Consider the following 13,714-nt stretch of genomic DNA (forward strand, 5'->3'; position numbering starts at 1 on the left):
TCCCATTTTTTAGCACAAGTGTTTTTTAGATCTTTTTTTGCTGAGTGGCTGTTTTTTACCCCTTTCGCTACATTCCTGCACAATATGGCTGATTTTTGATAACTAAATCGCTTGCACAGTCTCGATAATCAAACCAAAGTCTTCATTACTGCTCTATTTTATTGAGGTAAACATGTCTGATGTACTGCGTCCTTATAAGGATCTTTTCCCGCAGATCGGGAAACGCGTGATGATCGACACCAGCAGCGTCATCGTTGGTGATGTTCGACTGGCTGATAATGTTGGGATCTGGCCTCTGGTCGCGATCCGTGGTGACGTGAACTACGTACAAATCGGCGCCCGCACAAACATTCAGGACGGTAGCGTGTTACATGTCACGCATAAATCAGCATCTAACCCGCAAGGCAACCCACTGATCGTGGGCGAGGATGTCACCGTGGGCCATAAAGTCATGCTGCACGGCTGCGTCATTGGCAACCGCGTTTTGGTCGGTATGGGATCGATCCTGCTGGACGGTGTCGTAGTAGAAGATGACGTAATGATTGGCGCGGGAAGTTTGGTTTCGCAAAACAAACGCCTGGAGAGCGGGTATCTGTACCTGGGCAGCCCGGTTAAACAGATCCGCCCACTCAGCGATGAAGAAAAAGCGGGCCTGCAGTATTCAGCTAACAACTATGTGAAATGGAAAGACGAGTATTTGAGTCAGGATAACCAAACCCAACCGTGAGCATCTTCTTGCTGAGCCTGGATCAATGCTTCGGCTTCATCTTCCAGATCCCAGCGATGCTCCCGAAAAATTTCCATCCACTGTTCAGGCGTGTTGCCGCCAAAGCGACGCGCCAACACCTCTCCGTTGATGGCGCATGTTAGCTGCATACCCTGAACCATCGCCGGGAAAACAACAGCATCTATATCTGACTTCCATTCTTCTCTATCGGGAAACTGGATAGCCTGGTTCACACGGACAGTTCCTGTTGCAGCTTTTTAATGACGGGTTCCGTCTTCGGCAATACGCCATGCCAGAGTAAAACGGCATGCGCCGCCTGCCCTACCAACATTCCTAACCCATCAGCACAATGTCTTGCCCCCTGTAATGCGCACCAGGACAAGAACGGCGTATTCCCTTTCTGATAAAACATGTCGTAGCAATAAACAGAAGCGTTGATCAGTGATGCTGGGATAGCCGGAATATCTCCGCTAATCCCACTGGAGGTCGCATTAATAATGATATCGAAGGCGTTATTCTCAAGCTCATCAAATCCCACGGCCTGAACGCTACCGGTATGGGAAAAGATCTGAGCCAGTTCTTCTGCACGCGAAGCGGTACGGTTTACGATGGTCACCGCACAGTCCATAGAAAGAAGAGGGAGTAATACCCCACGGGATGCCCCACCAGCCCCAATAAGTAAAATACGCGATCCGGGACGAATAAAAGCTAAACGTTCAAGATCGCTTAATAAACCAATACCATCGGTGTTATCCCCAAGTAAGCGTCCATCTTCCAAACGCTTAAGCGTGTTAACCGCCCCGGCAAGCGATGCACGTTCTGTTAATTCATCAGCCCGCGCAAATGCCTCTTCTTTAAAAGGAACCGTAATATTCGCCCCTTTACCGCCCTCTGCAAAGAAGGTGTTCAGCGTATTCACAAAATTATTGATTGGCGCCAGCACCCGTCCATAGGTGTGATCGATATTCAGCTGCTCTGCAAATTGCTGATGAATAAAAGGCGATTTGCTGTGCGCGATTGGATTGCCAAAAACAGCATAGGCTTCTTTCATATTACCCCTGTCGAAATTGTTCACCCGTCAAGGCATCACAGATTTCCGAAGGATTTAAACGCCCACCGGTATCGCCTTCAACAACGGGGAAATCTGCACCAAATTGCGTGCGTACTTCCTCTACCGTCCGGCAAGGAGGTAAACCACTCAAATTAGCACTGGTAGAGACTAACGGTTTGCCATAAGCCTGGCACAACGCAACCACCAGCGGGTGATCCGTGACGCGCACAGCCAGCGAATCAAAACGGCCGGTCAACCAACGTGGTGTCGTTATCGCTGCCGGAAACACAAAGGTAACGGGACCCGGCCAGCGCGCGAAAATAGCATCATGTTGGGCATCAGTGAGCATACTGTCATCAATATACGGCTTGAGTTGGTCAAAATTTGCTGCAATTAAAATCAAGCCTTTATCAATTGGGCGTTGTTTGAGTTCCAACAGCCGGGTAACAGCCGTTTCGCTGTCTGGGTCACAGCCGACGCCGAAAACAGCTTCTGTTGGATAAGCGATGACTTTATCTTGTTTCAGAACCGCTATCGCAGCAGCGATAGGATCTGTGGGCAGGTTATTATTCACTTTTTTATTCCGCCGAGACCGGCTTTCCACATTGTTTACTGGCACAAAAGAGTTTCACACCTTGTGCGGTTTTCTTTTCGATGAGAAGCGGATAGTGACACTCAGGACACTCTCCAGCCAGAGGTTTGAAGTTGATGACAAACTGACACTCAGGATAGCGATCGCAGGAGTAAAAAGTTTTGCCATAACGGGAACGCCGCTGGACCAACTGGCCTGTCCGGCATTGGGGGCAAACAATCGCCGTTTCATCTGGTTTGTCGATAAGTTCAGTATGGTCACATGCCGGGTAATCGCTACACCCAATAAACATACCGAATCGTCCCTGCCTCAGCACCAGCTCAGCACTGCACTCAGGACAAAACTTACCCTCCAGAACTTTGACAATATGTCCGTCCGCAGAGGATTTTAGCGGACGGACATAGTCGCATTCCGGATACTGTGAACAACCGAGAAACGGGCCATGTTTCCCAGAGCGAATAACCAGTTCAGCCCCGCATTGTGGGCAGGGCTCGTTTTTACGCACCGCAAACAGTGCTGATTTAGCCATAACAACTCATACTGAATGAAGATTGATTAATGCAGCATACCTTCATTCACTTCAAAGAGTAATTCTTCCATTTGCTGATACGCATTTTCACAACCGGGAATGTTGAATAAAACCATCAGGATCACCCACTTCAGGTCTTCCAGATCGAATTCTGCTGTATCCAGCGCGAGTACACGCTCAATCACCATTTCTCGCGTTTCGAGGTTTAGCACCTGGATCTGCTCCAGGAATAATAAGAACCCCCGACAACTCGCATCCAGGCGATCGCACTCTTCCGCCGTATAAATACGAATAGACAGAGGGTCAGATGCAAGCTGCATAGGTTCGGCAAGGCCATCCTGATAATCAGCCAGTTTTTCCAGCCACAGTAACGCGTTGTAGATGTCTTCACGATCAAAACCAGCGTCGGTAAGATCCCGTTCCAGTTTGTCCTGATCCACACGCAGCTCCGCTTCGTTATGGATATATGTCTCAAACAAATACATTAGTACGTCGAACATGGCATGCCCTCCTCAATCGGACATAGCCGCCGGGTACAGCTGCGATCCATCCTGCTAACTCCAGTTCGAGTAGCTGAGCCACTACCTCTGGCACAGGTTGGCCGGCACGTTCAGCGACGACGTCAACAGGTGTTACCTCATCTCCTACGTTAGCCAGGAGCTCAGGAAATGGCAATGCCACCTCTTCGTGATCTGGTGAATAAATTGAATTTTCAGGTTCATCTGGCACCCAATGTAAACCGTATTGCAAATTCTCCAGAATCTCTTCTGGAGCCGTAACCAACGTCGCTCCTTGCTTAATGAGCCAATGTGGCCCCTCACAACCTGGGTTCCCTATTGGCCCTGGTAAAGCAAAAACGTCCCGTCCTTGCTCCAGGGCACAACGCGCAGTCACCAGCGAACCGCTACGCTGAGCGGCCTCAATCACCAGTACGCCTTTGCTTAAGCCACTGATAATACGATTTCGTCGCGGAAAATTGCGCGGTAGAGGAAGCATATCCAAAGAGAACTCAGACACCAGCGCGCCTCCGGCCTCAATCAGACGTTCGGCAAGATGCGCGTGCCGCCGCGGATAAATGGTATCCAGACCGTTTCCCAGCACGGCGATACTTGCTCTATTCATATTTACCGCCGCGTTGTGCGCGACGCCATCGATCCCCCGCGCCAGTCCGCTGGTGATTGTCACACCGCAAGCGGCAAGCTTCTCACAGAATAATCGCCCCCAGCGTTCTCCATACCAGGAATGTTGCCGGCTCCCCACAACAGCGACCTGAAAAGAGTGTAAACAATCGGGATCGCCAACAATAAAGAGAAGTCCCGGGTAATCCTCAGTGGCGCGAAGCTGCTGTGGGTAACGTTCGCTATCGGCAAAAACGACATGGTGATGCGGTAACTCCAGCCAGCGCAGCGTTTTTTCAAGTTCAATGTCGGAAAAACTTAGAAAACGAGCCGCCTGGCGGTGAGAGAATCCTGCATACTGGAGTATCGCATTGTTAATACACGGCTGAGCAATAAGCCAGTGAGCAATGCGCACCATCTCATCACCATACAGTTCACTTACCCGTGCTAAACGTAACCAAATCTCAGTGTGGGTCATCCCTTTTCCCCTGCCACAAGCAGTCTTAGCAATCTTTGCGATTGGTCACTGATGCTGTCAATCAGAAGGGGTTTTGTCTAGAATAGAGGTAATGATCTTTCCAACTCCTGAACACAACTCTGGATAACTATGTCAGTTTTGCAAGTGTTACATATCCCGGACGAGCGTCTTCGCAAAATCGCAAAACCGGTTGAAGAAGTGAATGCAGAAATTCAGCGTATCGTCGATGATATGTTCGAGACGATGTACGCCGAAGAAGGTATTGGCCTGGCGGCAACGCAGGTTGATATTCATCAGCGCATCATTGTTATTGATGTCTCTGAAAACCGCGATGAGCGCCTGGTGTTAATCAACCCTGAGCTACTGGAAAAAGACGGTGAAACCGGCATTGAAGAAGGTTGCCTGTCTATTCCCGAACAGCGAGCATTAGTACCACGCGCTGAGAAAGTAAAAATTCGCGCACTCGATCGTGAGGGTAACCCCTTTGAACTGGAAGCCGATGGCCTGTTAGCTATCTGTATTCAACATGAAATGGATCACCTGGTCGGTAAGCTGTTTATTGATTATCTGTCGCCGTTAAAGCAACAACGTATTCGTCAGAAAGTTGAAAAACTCGACCGCCTGAACGCCCGACCTTAAGGATAAGAATCAACGTGTCAGACTCACTACGTATTATTTTTGCGGGTACACCTGACTTTGCAGCGCGTCATCTTGACGCGCTGTTGTCATCTGGGCATAACGTCGTCGGCGTGTTCACCCAACCAGATCGCCCTGCGGGACGCGGTAAAAAGCTGATGCCCAGCCCGGTAAAAGTACTGGCAGAAGAAAAAGGGTTGCCAGTTTTTCAGCCCGTTTCTCTTCGCCCCCAGGAAAACCAGCAGCTGGTTGCTGACCTGCACGCAGATGTAATGGTGGTAGTGGCATATGGCCTGATTCTGCCCAAAGCCGTACTGGACATGCCGCGTCTGGGATGCATCAACGTCCATGGTTCCCTGCTTCCCCGCTGGCGTGGCGCAGCACCAATCCAACGTTCACTGTGGGCTGGCGATACCGAAACCGGCGTCACCATCATGCAGATGGATGTCGGTCTGGATACCGGCGATATGCTGCATAAGCTCTCCTGCCCAATCACCACTGAAGATACCAGCGCCAGCCTCTACGACAAGTTAGCCGAGCTGGGTCCGCAGGGGCTGCTGCACACACTGCACCTGTTGGCAACAGGTGCCGCAAAACCTGAAGTCCAGGACGAATCACGGGTAACCTATGCCGAGAAGCTGAGTAAAGAAGAAGCCCGTGTGGACTGGACGCTTAGCGCTGCTCAGTTGGAACGCTGTATCCGCGCTTTTAATCCATGGCCAATGAGCTACATCGTCATTGATGAGCAGCCGGTCAAAATCTGGCAGGCTACGGTGATTGATAAACCTGCAGGTGCCGAGCCAGGAACGATTCTGGAAGCAACCCGCCAGGGTATTCAGATTGCGACAGGCGATGGCATCCTGAATCTCATCTCTTTGCAGCCAGCCGGCAAAAAAGCCATGAGCGCACAGGATCTGTTGAATTCACGCCGGGAATGGTTCGTTCCTGGAAACCGTCTGCTCTGACGGTTCATCTCTTTAAAGCCCGGCATCTCCGGGCATTTTTATTTTTGCGGTTATGAAAAAACATCTAAATTTACGCAGTATGGCGGCTCAGGCCGTCGAACAGGTTGTCGAAAAGGGGCAATCGTTAAGCAACGTGCTGCCTGCCCTGCAGCAGAAAGTCGCCGATAAAGATAAGGCGCTGTTACAGGAACTTTGCTTCGGCGTATTGCGCACCCTCTCCCAACTTGAGTGGATGATCAAACAGCTGATGGAACGCCCGATGACGGGCAAACAGCGCACGGTCCACTACCTGATCATGGTCGGTTTCTACCAACTACTGCATACCCGTATCCCTCCTCATGCTGCATTAGCTGAAACAGTGGAAGGCGCGGTCGTGATCAAACGCCCGCAGCTGAAAGGCCTGATTAACGGCGTACTACGCCAGTTTCAGCGCCGCCAGGACGAACTGTTAACCGAGTTTGCACAAAGCGAACTGCGCTTCTTACACCCATCCTGGTTAGTAAAACGCATTAAGAATGCTTATCCACAGCAGTGGGAAACCATTCTTGCGGCTAATAACCAGCGTCCGCCAATGTGGCTACGCGTTAACCGTAACCACCACTCGCGCGATGCCTGGCTAGCATTGCTGGCGGAAAGTGGTCTTACCGGCTTCCCACACCCGGATTACCCGGATGCTGTGCGTCTGGAAACCCCAGTGTCAGTTCTGGCATTGCCCGGCTTCGAGCAGGGGTGGGTAACCGTCCAGGACGCTTCCGCTCAGGGATGCGTGAGCTATCTGCAGCCGCAGAACGGTGAACAGATCCTCGATTTGTGCTGTGCTCCGGGCGGCAAGACCACACATATTCTGGAAGTGGCCCCTAATGCAAACATGATGGCAGTCGACGTAGACGAAAAACGCCTGTCTCGCGTCTACGACAACTTGAAGCGTTTAGGCATGAAGGCCACCGTCAAGCAGGGCGATGGTCGTTTTCCGCAGCAATGGTGTGGCGAACAGCAGTTCGATCGAATTCTGCTGGATGCTCCATGCTCTGCCACTGGTGTCATTCGTCGCCATCCGGATATTAAATGGCTGCGCCGTGACCGGGATATCACCGAGCTTGCCCAACTGCAGGCAGAGATCCTGAATGCGACTTGGGCACATCTGAAGCCGGGCGGCACGCTGGTTTATGCAACCTGTTCTATTCTGCCTGAAGAGAACCAGCAGCAGATTGCAGCCTTCCTGACGCGTACACCAAACGCGGTATTAAGCGAAACCGGCACACCTGAGCAACCAGGCCGCCAGAATTTACCGAGTGCAGAAGAAGGTGATGGCTTCTTTTACGCTAAGCTAATCAAAAAGTGATGAGATAACGGGTCGCGACTGATGAAAATTATCATTCTGGGCGCAGGGCAAGTTGGTGGTACATTGGCTGAAAACCTGGTCGGCGAGAACAACGATATCACGGTAGTCGATACCAACGGTGAACGCTTGCGCAGCCTGCAGGACAAGTTCGACCTCCGCGTTGTGCAGGGGCATGGCTCTCATCCCCGCGTACTGCGCGAAGCTGGCGCCGATGACGCCGATATGCTGGTCGCCGTGACCAGCTCTGATGAGACCAATATGGTTGCCTGTCAGGTCGCTTATTCGCTCTTCAATACGCCTAATCGTATCGCACGCATTCGGTCACCGGATTACGTGCGCGATGCCGATAAACTCTTCCACTCTGAAGCGGTACCTATCGATCACCTCATTGCCCCAGAGCAACTGGTTATCGACAGCATCTACCGGCTGATTGAATATCCTGGTGCCCTGCAGGTGGTGAATTTTGCCGAAGGTAAAGTCAGCCTCGCCGTGGTTAAAGCCTATTATGGCGGTCCACTGATCGGTAACGCCCTGTCGACTATGCGCGAGCATATGCCACATATTGATACACGCGTTGCGGCAATTTTCCGCCATGACAGGCCTATTCGCCCACAGGGCTCAACCATCGTGGAAGCGGGTGACGAAGTATTTTTTATTGCGGCGTCACAACATATTCGCGCCGTGATGAGCGAACTGCAGCGTCTGGAAAAACCCTACAAGCGCATCATGCTTGTGGGCGGCGGTAATATCGGTGCCGGACTCGCCCGTCGGCTGGAAAAGGATTACAGCGTTAAGTTGATCGAACGCGATCAACAACGAGCTTCAGAGCTTGCTGAAAAGTTGCAAAATACGATCGTCTTTTTTGGCGATGCTTCGGATCAAGAACTGCTGGCCGAAGAGCATATCGATCAAGTCGATCTGTTTATTGCCGTCACTAATGATGACGAAGCTAACATCATGTCTGCAATGCTGGCTAAACGTATGGGCGCTAAGAAAGTAATGGTGCTGATTCAACGTAAAGCGTACGTTGATCTGGTGCAGGGCAGCGTGATTGATATTGCTATTTCACCACAGCAAGCAACGATCTCTGCATTGCTCAGCCACGTCCGTAAAGCAGATATCGTCGGCGTTTCTTCGTTGCGCCGTGGTGTGGCAGAAGCCATCGAAGCTGTCGCGCACGGAGATGAAACAACATCCCGGGTTGTCGGCCGTGCAATTGACGAGATTAAGCTGCCGCCAGGAACAATCATTGGCGCCGTTGTTCGGGGTAATGACGTAATGATCGCTAATGACAACTTGCGTATTGAGCAGGGTGATCACGTCATTATGTTCCTGACCGATAAAAAATTTATTACCGATGTCGAACGTTTATTCCAGCCAAGTCCCTTCTTTCTGTAATTATGAGGGTGCTAGTACAGCGCCCTTTTTATTTCCCCTTATTTTTCATGGTCTAATAAATCCCCCTGTCAGTAATACATAAATGGAAATTGTCTTAACATTTGTTAGACTTATAAACGTCAGCTGCATAGGGAGAATAAAATGAGCATTATTAAAGAATTTCGCGAATTCGCGATGCGCGGAAATGTTGTAGATTTAGCTGTGGGTGTCATTATTGGTGCGGCATTCGGTAAGATTGTTTCGTCACTGGTTGCCGACATCATCATGCCACCACTGGGCTTGTTAATTGGTGGGATTGATTTTAAACAGTTTGCCTTAACGTTACGCGACGCGCAGGGAGATATCCCGGCGGTCGTGATGCACTACGGTGTGTTTATTCAGAATGTGTTTGATTTCATTATTGTTGCCTTTGCTATCTTTATGGCCATCAAGCTAATCAACAGACTGAATCGCAAAAAGGCTGAAGAGCCAACAGCACCGCCAGCCCCATCAAAAGAAGAGGTGTTGCTGAGTGAAATACGTGACCTGCTGAAAGAACAAAATAACCGTTCTTAAGCACTCACTGAAACAAGAAGGCCAGTGGTAAAAAAGTGATTCACTTTCTTGCCACTGGCCTCCCAGTTACCTCGATTTCCTTGTTTACCTTTACGCTGATAACTTCCTTTTCCTTTCTTATTTTTCTCAACCCGCTGTCTGAATAGCGGGTCATGCAATAGTGCTTCAATGGCGTTGTCCTTTATCTGCCCTTTGGTGTGCTGATAACGACTCATAATCTCTCCAGTGTGTAATAATTTACGCCGCGAGTGTAGACCTGACCGTTCAATAAATCAACAGCCTGATTTTGCTCCGCTAGCGCCTTGCTCAAGTGCCTCGAGAATAGAGCAGTAAACGCTGCTATGCGCCATGCCGCAGCATGCATCGTTCAATCGCTGTAGCGAGCGCTGCATTGTCTGAAGCTCAGCAATTCGGGCTTCTACCTCTTTTAATCTTTCCTGAACGATTCCCTTAGACTCCTGGCAGGTATGGTGCTCAGGATCGATACGGATCGAGAGTAACTCGCGGATCGACTCCAGAGTAAAACCAAGCTGTCGGGCATAACGAATAAATTTAAGACGTTGAAGATCGCTTTCGGTATAGAGTCGAAATCCACCTTCAGTGCGTACTTCATGCTCCATCATTTGCTGCTTTTCATAGTAGCGGATGGTATCTGGCGTGACTTCAGCCAGTTTAGCTAATTCGCCAATACGATACATGGTACCTCCGCTAATCATCACTAATCCGATGCAGAAGTTTTTCTGCATATTCCCCACGCAAAAACTCGGTGCTGAGCCCAGCCTGTCGAAGTTTAAGTTCAAGGAACGAAAGGCGTCGACTTACCTCTTCATACTGAACCTCATCTTTACGAATTCCTGCAAGGATATCAAGCAGACGAATTGCTTCTCTGCGCAGCTCAAGTTCGGGAGGAAGGCAACCCGAATTTTTTAATAGCCTGTAGCCGGCTCGCAGTTCCGGTGGAATATGAGAGTCATCATTCAGAGCAAGCGGCTCACCGGAACCCGGTAAATTATCAAACTCGCCTTTGGCCTGCGCGTCATTAATATGGCGCTCTGCCCACTGGTCCAGTAACCACATACAGTACTCCAGGGGGTAAACAAAAAAAGTACAGCTCGTATAGATAGGTTGGGATGCTGCGGATATAAAAAAACCCGCCGGGGCGGGTTTTTTTACGTTACTACAGATTACTCTGCAGCAGCTTCTGCTTGCGATTCAGAGCGATCAACCAGCTCGATGTATGCCATCGGCGCATTGTCGCCTGCACGGAAGCCACACTTCAGAATGCGAGTGTAACCACCGGCGCGGCTCGCGAAACGCGGGCCCAGCTCGTTAAACAGTTTTGCCACGATCTCGTTATCACGAGTACGGGCGAATGCCAGACGACGATTAGCTACGCTATCAGTCTTGGCAAGAGTAATCAGCGGCTCAACTACGCGGCGCAGCTCTTTCGCTTTAGGCAGGGTCGTCTTGATGATCTCATGACGAACCAGTGAACCTGCCATATTGCGGAACATAGCCTGGCGATGGCTGCTGTTGCGGTTCAGTTGACGACCACTCTTACGATGGCGCATGACCTTATCCTTCTCAGTAAAACCTTAACCTGTGATCCGGTTACTCGTCAGCGATGCTTGCCGGTGGCCAGTTTTCCAGGCGCATGCCCAGAGACAGTCCACGGGAAGCCAGCACGTCTTTAATCTCAGTAAGAGATTTTTTACCAAGGTTAGGCGTCTTAAGAAGCTCAACCTCAGTACGCTGTACCAGATCACCGATATAGTGGATAGCTTCTGCTTTGAGGCAGTTAGCAGAGCGGACAGTCAATTCCAGATCGTCAACAGGGCGCAGCAGGATCGGATCGAACTCTGGTTTCTCTTCTTTAACTTCCGGCTGACGTACATCACGTAAATCAACGAAAGCTTCAAGTTGTTCTGCCAGAATGGTCGCCGCACGACGAATCGCCTCTTCAGGATCGATTGTGCCGTTGGTTTCCATTTCGATGACCAGCTTGTCCAGGTCGGTACGCTGTTCTACACGCGCAGCTTCAACATTGTAGGCAATACGCTCTACAGGGCTGTAGCAGGCGTCGACCAGCAGACGGCCGATTGGGCGCTCATCTTCTTCCGAATGAATTCGGGTAGAAGCCGGCACATAACCACGACCGCGCTGAACTTTGATGCGCATGCTAATAGATGCGTTCTCATCGGTCAGGTGGCAGATCACGTGCTGTGGCTTGACGATTTCGACATCACCATCATGGGTGATATCGGCTGCAGTCACAGGGCCAATGCCAGATTTATTCAAGGTAAGAATAACGTCATCTTTACCCTGAACTCTCACCGCCAGCCCTTTCAGGTTGAGCAGGATTTCCAGGATATCTTCCTGAACGCCTTCTTTGGTGCTGTACTCATGTAGTACACCATCAATCTCAACCTCGGTCACCGCACAACCCGGCATCGATGAGAGCAGAATACGGCGCAGTGCGTTACCCAAAGTATGGCCAAAGCCACGCTCTAAAGGCTCAAGGGTCACCTTGGCGTGCGTCGAACTCAGTTGCTCGATATCTACCAGGCGCGGTTTTAGAAACTCTGTCACAGAACCCTGCATTGTGTCCTCTCTTTGGTACTAAGCTTTACTTGGAGTAAAGCTCGACGATCAGGTGTTCGTTAATGTCCGCAGACAGATCAGAACGCTCCGGCTTACGCTTGAACGTACCTTCCATCTTGCCAGCATCAACTTCCAGCCAGGTTGGCTTTTCACGCTGCTCAGCCAGCTCCAGAGCGGCTTTCACGCGAGACTGCTTCTTCGCTTTCTCACGAATGCTAACAACGTCATTCGGACTAACCTGATAAGAAGCGATGTTAACAACACGACCGTTTACCATAATTGCTTTATGGCTGACCAGCTGACGTGCTTCTGCACGAGTGGCACCGAAGCCCATACGGTATACAACGTTGTCCAGACGACCTTCCAGCAGACCCAACAGGTTTTCACCGGTGTTGCCTTTCAGACGTGCTGCTTCTTTGTAGTAGTTACGGAACTGACGCTCCAGCACACCGTAGATACGGCGAACTTTTTGCTTTTCACGCAACTGCACACCATAGTCAGACAGACGCGGTTTACGCGCACCGTGCTGGCCAGGAGCTTGTTCAATTTTACACTTGGTATCGATCGCGCGAACGCCAGACTTAAGGAATAAGTCAGTGCCCTCACGACGGCTCAGCTTGAGCTTAGGACCCAAATATCTTGCCATTTTCTTTCTCCAACAATCCTAGAAACGAGGCGTTATACGCGACGTTTTTTCGGCGGACGACAACCGTTATGAGGGATCGGAGTCACATCAGTAATATTAGTGATGCGGAAACCAGCGGCGTTCAGAGCACGAACAGTAGATTCGCGACCTGGACCCGGTCCTTTGACCATAACTTCCAGATTCTTGATACCGTATTCTTTTACGGCTTCAGCGCAACGCTCTGCTGCAACCTGAGCTGCAAACGGAGTGGATTTGCGAGAACCACGGAAACCGGAACCACCGGCTGTTGCCCAACCCAGCGCGTTACCCTGACGATCAGTAATGGTAACGATGGTGTTGTTAAAAGAAGCATGGATATGAGCCACGCCGTCAGAGACTTGTTTTCTTACACGTTTACGTGCACGAATTGGTGCCTTTGCCATTATTCAATCACCCCGATTATTTCTTGATCGGTTTGCGCGGACCCTTACGGGTACGTGCGTTGGTCTTGGTACGCTGACCGCGAACCGGGAGACCACGACGATGACGCAAACCGCGATAGCAACCAAGGTCCATAAGGCGCTTGATGCTCATGCTAACTTCACGGCGCAGATCACCTTCAACGACAAATTTGGCAACTTCGTCACGCAGCGTGTCGATTTGTTCTTCAGACAGCTCACTGATCTTAACATCTTCAGCGATACCCGCTGCAGCCAGAATGGCCTTAGAACGGGTCTTGCCGACGCCGTAGATCGAAGTTAATGCGATCACAGCATGTTTCTGATCAGGAATGTTAATGCCTGCTATACGGGCCACTATGCACTCCTACTATTTAATATGTACGCACCATGCTGAAAAGCCCGTTTTCAGGATACTCAAATGGAAACGCACAGACATACAAAAGATTGGCTGGCTAATCTAGCCAGCTCAACCCAACTTTGCAAGAAAAATATGCGAATAAATCAGCCTTGGCGCTGTTTATGCTTTGGCTCGGCACTGCAAATCACACGGATGACACCATCACGCTTAACGATTTTGCAGTTACGGCATAATTTCTTGACGGAAGCACGAACTTTCATTTTTACTCTCCGTAACTT

21 protein-coding genes are annotated in these 13,714 nt (G+C 50.3%); 6 read left to right on the forward strand and 15 right to left on the reverse strand.

The window, feature by feature from the left end; genetic code table 11:
* Nucleotides 1–172: 172 nt before the first annotated feature.
* The gene (locus QNN86_RS23485) at nt 173–727 is read left to right on the forward strand and encodes a gamma carbonic anhydrase family protein (protein ID WP_414212394.1); all 555 of its coding nucleotides are present in this window, start codon (nt 173–175) and stop codon (nt 725–727) included.
* Here the strand turns inward: QNN86_RS23485 and QNN86_RS23490 are convergent.
* The 6 genes from QNN86_RS23490 to dprA are packed head-to-tail and all read right to left on the reverse strand — an operon-like array spanning nt 703 to nt 4,495.
* On the reverse strand, nt 703–960 hold the full coding sequence (locus QNN86_RS23490) for a DUF1488 domain-containing protein (RefSeq protein WP_117344022.1): 258 nt from the start codon (nt 958–960) through the stop codon (nt 703–705). The genes QNN86_RS23485 and QNN86_RS23490 overlap by 25 nt on opposite strands.
* On the reverse strand, nt 957–1,778 hold the full coding sequence (gene aroE / locus QNN86_RS23495; RefSeq protein ID WP_181618453.1) for a shikimate dehydrogenase: 822 nt from the start codon (nt 1,776–1,778) through the stop codon (nt 957–959). Before aroE ends, QNN86_RS23490 begins: the two co-directional genes overlap by 4 nt.
* A gap of 1 nt (nt 1,779) precedes the next feature.
* Nucleotides 1,780–2,352 carry an L-threonylcarbamoyladenylate synthase type 1 TsaC gene (gene tsaC / locus QNN86_RS23500; protein ID WP_181618452.1) on the reverse strand — a complete coding sequence of 191 codons (573 nt, stop codon included), beginning with the start codon at nt 2,350–2,352 and terminating at the stop codon, nt 1,780–1,782.
* A gap of 4 nt (nt 2,353–2,356) precedes the next feature.
* The gene (locus QNN86_RS23505; RefSeq protein WP_414212395.1) at nt 2,357–2,899 is read right to left on the reverse strand and encodes a topoisomerase DNA-binding C4 zinc finger domain-containing protein; all 543 of its coding nucleotides are present in this window, start codon (nt 2,897–2,899) and stop codon (nt 2,357–2,359) included.
* 26 nt (nt 2,900–2,925) lie between these two features.
* Nucleotides 2,926–3,399 (reverse strand): DUF494 family protein Smg, encoded by a 474-nt coding sequence (gene smg, locus QNN86_RS23510; RefSeq protein WP_003031162.1) that lies wholly within the window; start codon nt 3,397–3,399, stop codon nt 2,926–2,928.
* The gene (dprA, locus tag QNN86_RS23515) at nt 3,371–4,495 is read right to left on the reverse strand and encodes a DNA-protecting protein DprA (RefSeq protein WP_181618449.1); all 1,125 of its coding nucleotides are present in this window, start codon (nt 4,493–4,495) and stop codon (nt 3,371–3,373) included. The genes smg and dprA overlap by 29 nt, the downstream gene beginning before the upstream one ends.
* Before the next feature lie 129 nt (nt 4,496–4,624).
* Here dprA and def point away from each other — a divergent pair, with 129 nt between their 5' ends.
* The 5 genes from def to mscL all read left to right on the forward strand — a co-directional run bounded on the left by def (nt 4,625) and on the right by mscL (nt 9,391).
* Nucleotides 4,625–5,134: a peptide deformylase gene (gene def, locus QNN86_RS23520; RefSeq protein WP_181618448.1), complete on the forward strand. Its 510-nt coding sequence runs from the start codon at nt 4,625–4,627 to the stop codon at nt 5,132–5,134.
* A 14-nt stretch (nt 5,135–5,148) separates the two neighbouring features.
* Nucleotides 5,149–6,096 carry a methionyl-tRNA formyltransferase gene (gene fmt / locus QNN86_RS23525; protein ID WP_181618447.1) on the forward strand — a complete coding sequence of 316 codons (948 nt, stop codon included), beginning with the start codon at nt 5,149–5,151 and terminating at the stop codon, nt 6,094–6,096.
* A 52-nt stretch (nt 6,097–6,148) separates the two neighbouring features.
* The gene (gene rsmB, locus QNN86_RS23530) at nt 6,149–7,438 is read left to right on the forward strand and encodes a 16S rRNA (cytosine(967)-C(5))-methyltransferase RsmB (protein WP_182270819.1); all 1,290 of its coding nucleotides are present in this window, start codon (nt 6,149–6,151) and stop codon (nt 7,436–7,438) included.
* 21 nt (nt 7,439–7,459) lie between these two features.
* Entirely contained in the window at nt 7,460–8,836 is a 1,377-nt protein-coding gene (trkA, locus tag QNN86_RS23535) for a Trk system potassium transporter TrkA (RefSeq protein ID WP_096755438.1), read from the forward strand.
* A gap of 141 nt (nt 8,837–8,977) precedes the next feature.
* Nucleotides 8,978–9,391, forward strand: coding sequence for a large-conductance mechanosensitive channel protein MscL (mscL, locus tag QNN86_RS23540; RefSeq protein WP_096755437.1), 414 nt, complete (start codon nt 8,978–8,980; stop codon nt 9,389–9,391).
* On the opposite strand, the gene arfA is transcribed toward mscL, so the two are convergent.
* The 9 genes from arfA to rpmJ form a co-directional block, all read right to left on the reverse strand.
* Nucleotides 9,388–9,606, reverse strand: coding sequence for an alternative ribosome-rescue factor ArfA (arfA, locus tag QNN86_RS23545; protein ID WP_096755436.1), 219 nt, complete (start codon nt 9,604–9,606; stop codon nt 9,388–9,390). The two genes, mscL and arfA, sit on opposite strands and share 4 nt — an antisense overlap.
* 57 nt (nt 9,607–9,663) lie before the next feature.
* Entirely contained in the window at nt 9,664–10,089 is a 426-nt protein-coding gene (gene zntR, locus QNN86_RS23550; RefSeq protein ID WP_181619442.1) for a Zn(2+)-responsive transcriptional regulator, read from the reverse strand.
* A gap of 10 nt (nt 10,090–10,099) precedes the next feature.
* Nucleotides 10,100–10,468, reverse strand: coding sequence for a DUF1992 domain-containing protein (locus tag QNN86_RS23555; RefSeq protein ID WP_181618445.1), 369 nt, complete (start codon nt 10,466–10,468; stop codon nt 10,100–10,102).
* Nucleotides 10,469–10,575: 107 nt separating this feature from the next.
* Nucleotides 10,576–10,962, reverse strand: coding sequence for a 50S ribosomal protein L17 (gene rplQ, locus QNN86_RS23560; RefSeq protein WP_042395993.1), 387 nt, complete (start codon nt 10,960–10,962; stop codon nt 10,576–10,578).
* A 40-nt stretch (nt 10,963–11,002) separates the two neighbouring features.
* Nucleotides 11,003–11,992: a DNA-directed RNA polymerase subunit alpha gene (locus QNN86_RS23565; protein WP_096755434.1), complete on the reverse strand. Its 990-nt coding sequence runs from the start codon at nt 11,990–11,992 to the stop codon at nt 11,003–11,005.
* 25 nt (nt 11,993–12,017) lie between these two features.
* Nucleotides 12,018–12,638, reverse strand: a complete 621-nt coding sequence (rpsD, locus tag QNN86_RS23570; protein ID WP_003031138.1) for a 30S ribosomal protein S4 — start codon at nt 12,636–12,638, stop codon at nt 12,018–12,020.
* A gap of 32 nt (nt 12,639–12,670) precedes the next feature.
* Complete coding sequence (gene rpsK, locus QNN86_RS23575) at nt 12,671–13,060, reverse strand: 30S ribosomal protein S11 (protein WP_003031137.1); 390 nt, start codon at nt 13,058–13,060, stop codon at nt 12,671–12,673.
* A gap of 16 nt (nt 13,061–13,076) precedes the next feature.
* Entirely contained in the window at nt 13,077–13,433 is a 357-nt protein-coding gene (gene rpsM / locus QNN86_RS23580; protein WP_003031135.1) for a 30S ribosomal protein S13, read from the reverse strand.
* 146 nt (nt 13,434–13,579) lie between these two features.
* Complete coding sequence (gene rpmJ / locus QNN86_RS23585) at nt 13,580–13,696, reverse strand: 50S ribosomal protein L36 (protein ID WP_000868187.1); 117 nt, start codon at nt 13,694–13,696, stop codon at nt 13,580–13,582.
* Nucleotides 13,697–13,714 lie beyond the last annotated feature (18 nt).

The organism is Citrobacter sp. C348 (genome assembly GCF_047467975.1).
GTDB classification, from domain to species: Bacteria; Pseudomonadota; Gammaproteobacteria; order Enterobacterales; family Enterobacteriaceae; genus Citrobacter; species Citrobacter gillenii.

What these genes read in the sequence shown, in the direction of transcription:
- QNN86_RS23485 (WP_414212394.1), top strand. Translation starts at nt 173, where the DNA reads ATGTCTGATGTACTGCGTCCTTATAAGGATCTTTTCCCGCAGATCGGG.
- aroE (WP_181618453.1), bottom strand. Translation starts at nt 1,778, where the DNA reads ATGAAAGAAGCCTATGCTGTTTTTGGCAATCCAATCGCGCACAGCAAA.
- QNN86_RS23505 (WP_414212395.1), bottom strand. Translation starts at nt 2,899, where the DNA reads ATGGCTAAATCAGCACTGTTTGCGGTGCGTAAAAACGAGCCCTGCCCA.
- smg (WP_003031162.1), bottom strand. Translation starts at nt 3,399, where the DNA reads ATGTTCGACGTACTAATGTATTTGTTTGAGACATATATCCATAACGAA.
- dprA (WP_181618449.1), bottom strand. Translation starts at nt 4,495, where the DNA reads ATGACCCACACTGAGATTTGGTTACGTTTAGCACGGGTAAGTGAACTG.
- def (WP_181618448.1), top strand. Translation starts at nt 4,625, where the DNA reads ATGTCAGTTTTGCAAGTGTTACATATCCCGGACGAGCGTCTTCGCAAA.
- rsmB (WP_182270819.1), top strand. Translation starts at nt 6,149, where the DNA reads ATGAAAAAACATCTAAATTTACGCAGTATGGCGGCTCAGGCCGTCGAA.
- trkA (WP_096755438.1), top strand. Translation starts at nt 7,460, where the DNA reads ATGAAAATTATCATTCTGGGCGCAGGGCAAGTTGGTGGTACATTGGCT.
- mscL (WP_096755437.1), top strand. Translation starts at nt 8,978, where the DNA reads ATGAGCATTATTAAAGAATTTCGCGAATTCGCGATGCGCGGAAATGTT.
- arfA (WP_096755436.1), bottom strand. Translation starts at nt 9,606, where the DNA reads ATGAGTCGTTATCAGCACACCAAAGGGCAGATAAAGGACAACGCCATT.
- zntR (WP_181619442.1), bottom strand. Translation starts at nt 10,089, where the DNA reads ATGTATCGTATTGGCGAATTAGCTAAACTGGCTGAAGTCACGCCAGAT.
- QNN86_RS23555 (WP_181618445.1), bottom strand. Translation starts at nt 10,468, where the DNA reads ATGTGGTTACTGGACCAGTGGGCAGAGCGCCATATTAATGACGCGCAG.
- rplQ (WP_042395993.1), bottom strand. Translation starts at nt 10,962, where the DNA reads ATGCGCCATCGTAAGAGTGGTCGTCAACTGAACCGCAACAGCAGCCAT.
- QNN86_RS23565 (WP_096755434.1), bottom strand. Translation starts at nt 11,992, where the DNA reads ATGCAGGGTTCTGTGACAGAGTTTCTAAAACCGCGCCTGGTAGATATC.
- rpsD (WP_003031138.1), bottom strand. Translation starts at nt 12,638, where the DNA reads ATGGCAAGATATTTGGGTCCTAAGCTCAAGCTGAGCCGTCGTGAGGGC.
- rpsK (WP_003031137.1), bottom strand. Translation starts at nt 13,060, where the DNA reads ATGGCAAAGGCACCAATTCGTGCACGTAAACGTGTAAGAAAACAAGTC.
- rpmJ (WP_000868187.1), bottom strand. Translation starts at nt 13,696, where the DNA reads ATGAAAGTTCGTGCTTCCGTCAAGAAATTATGCCGTAACTGCAAAATC.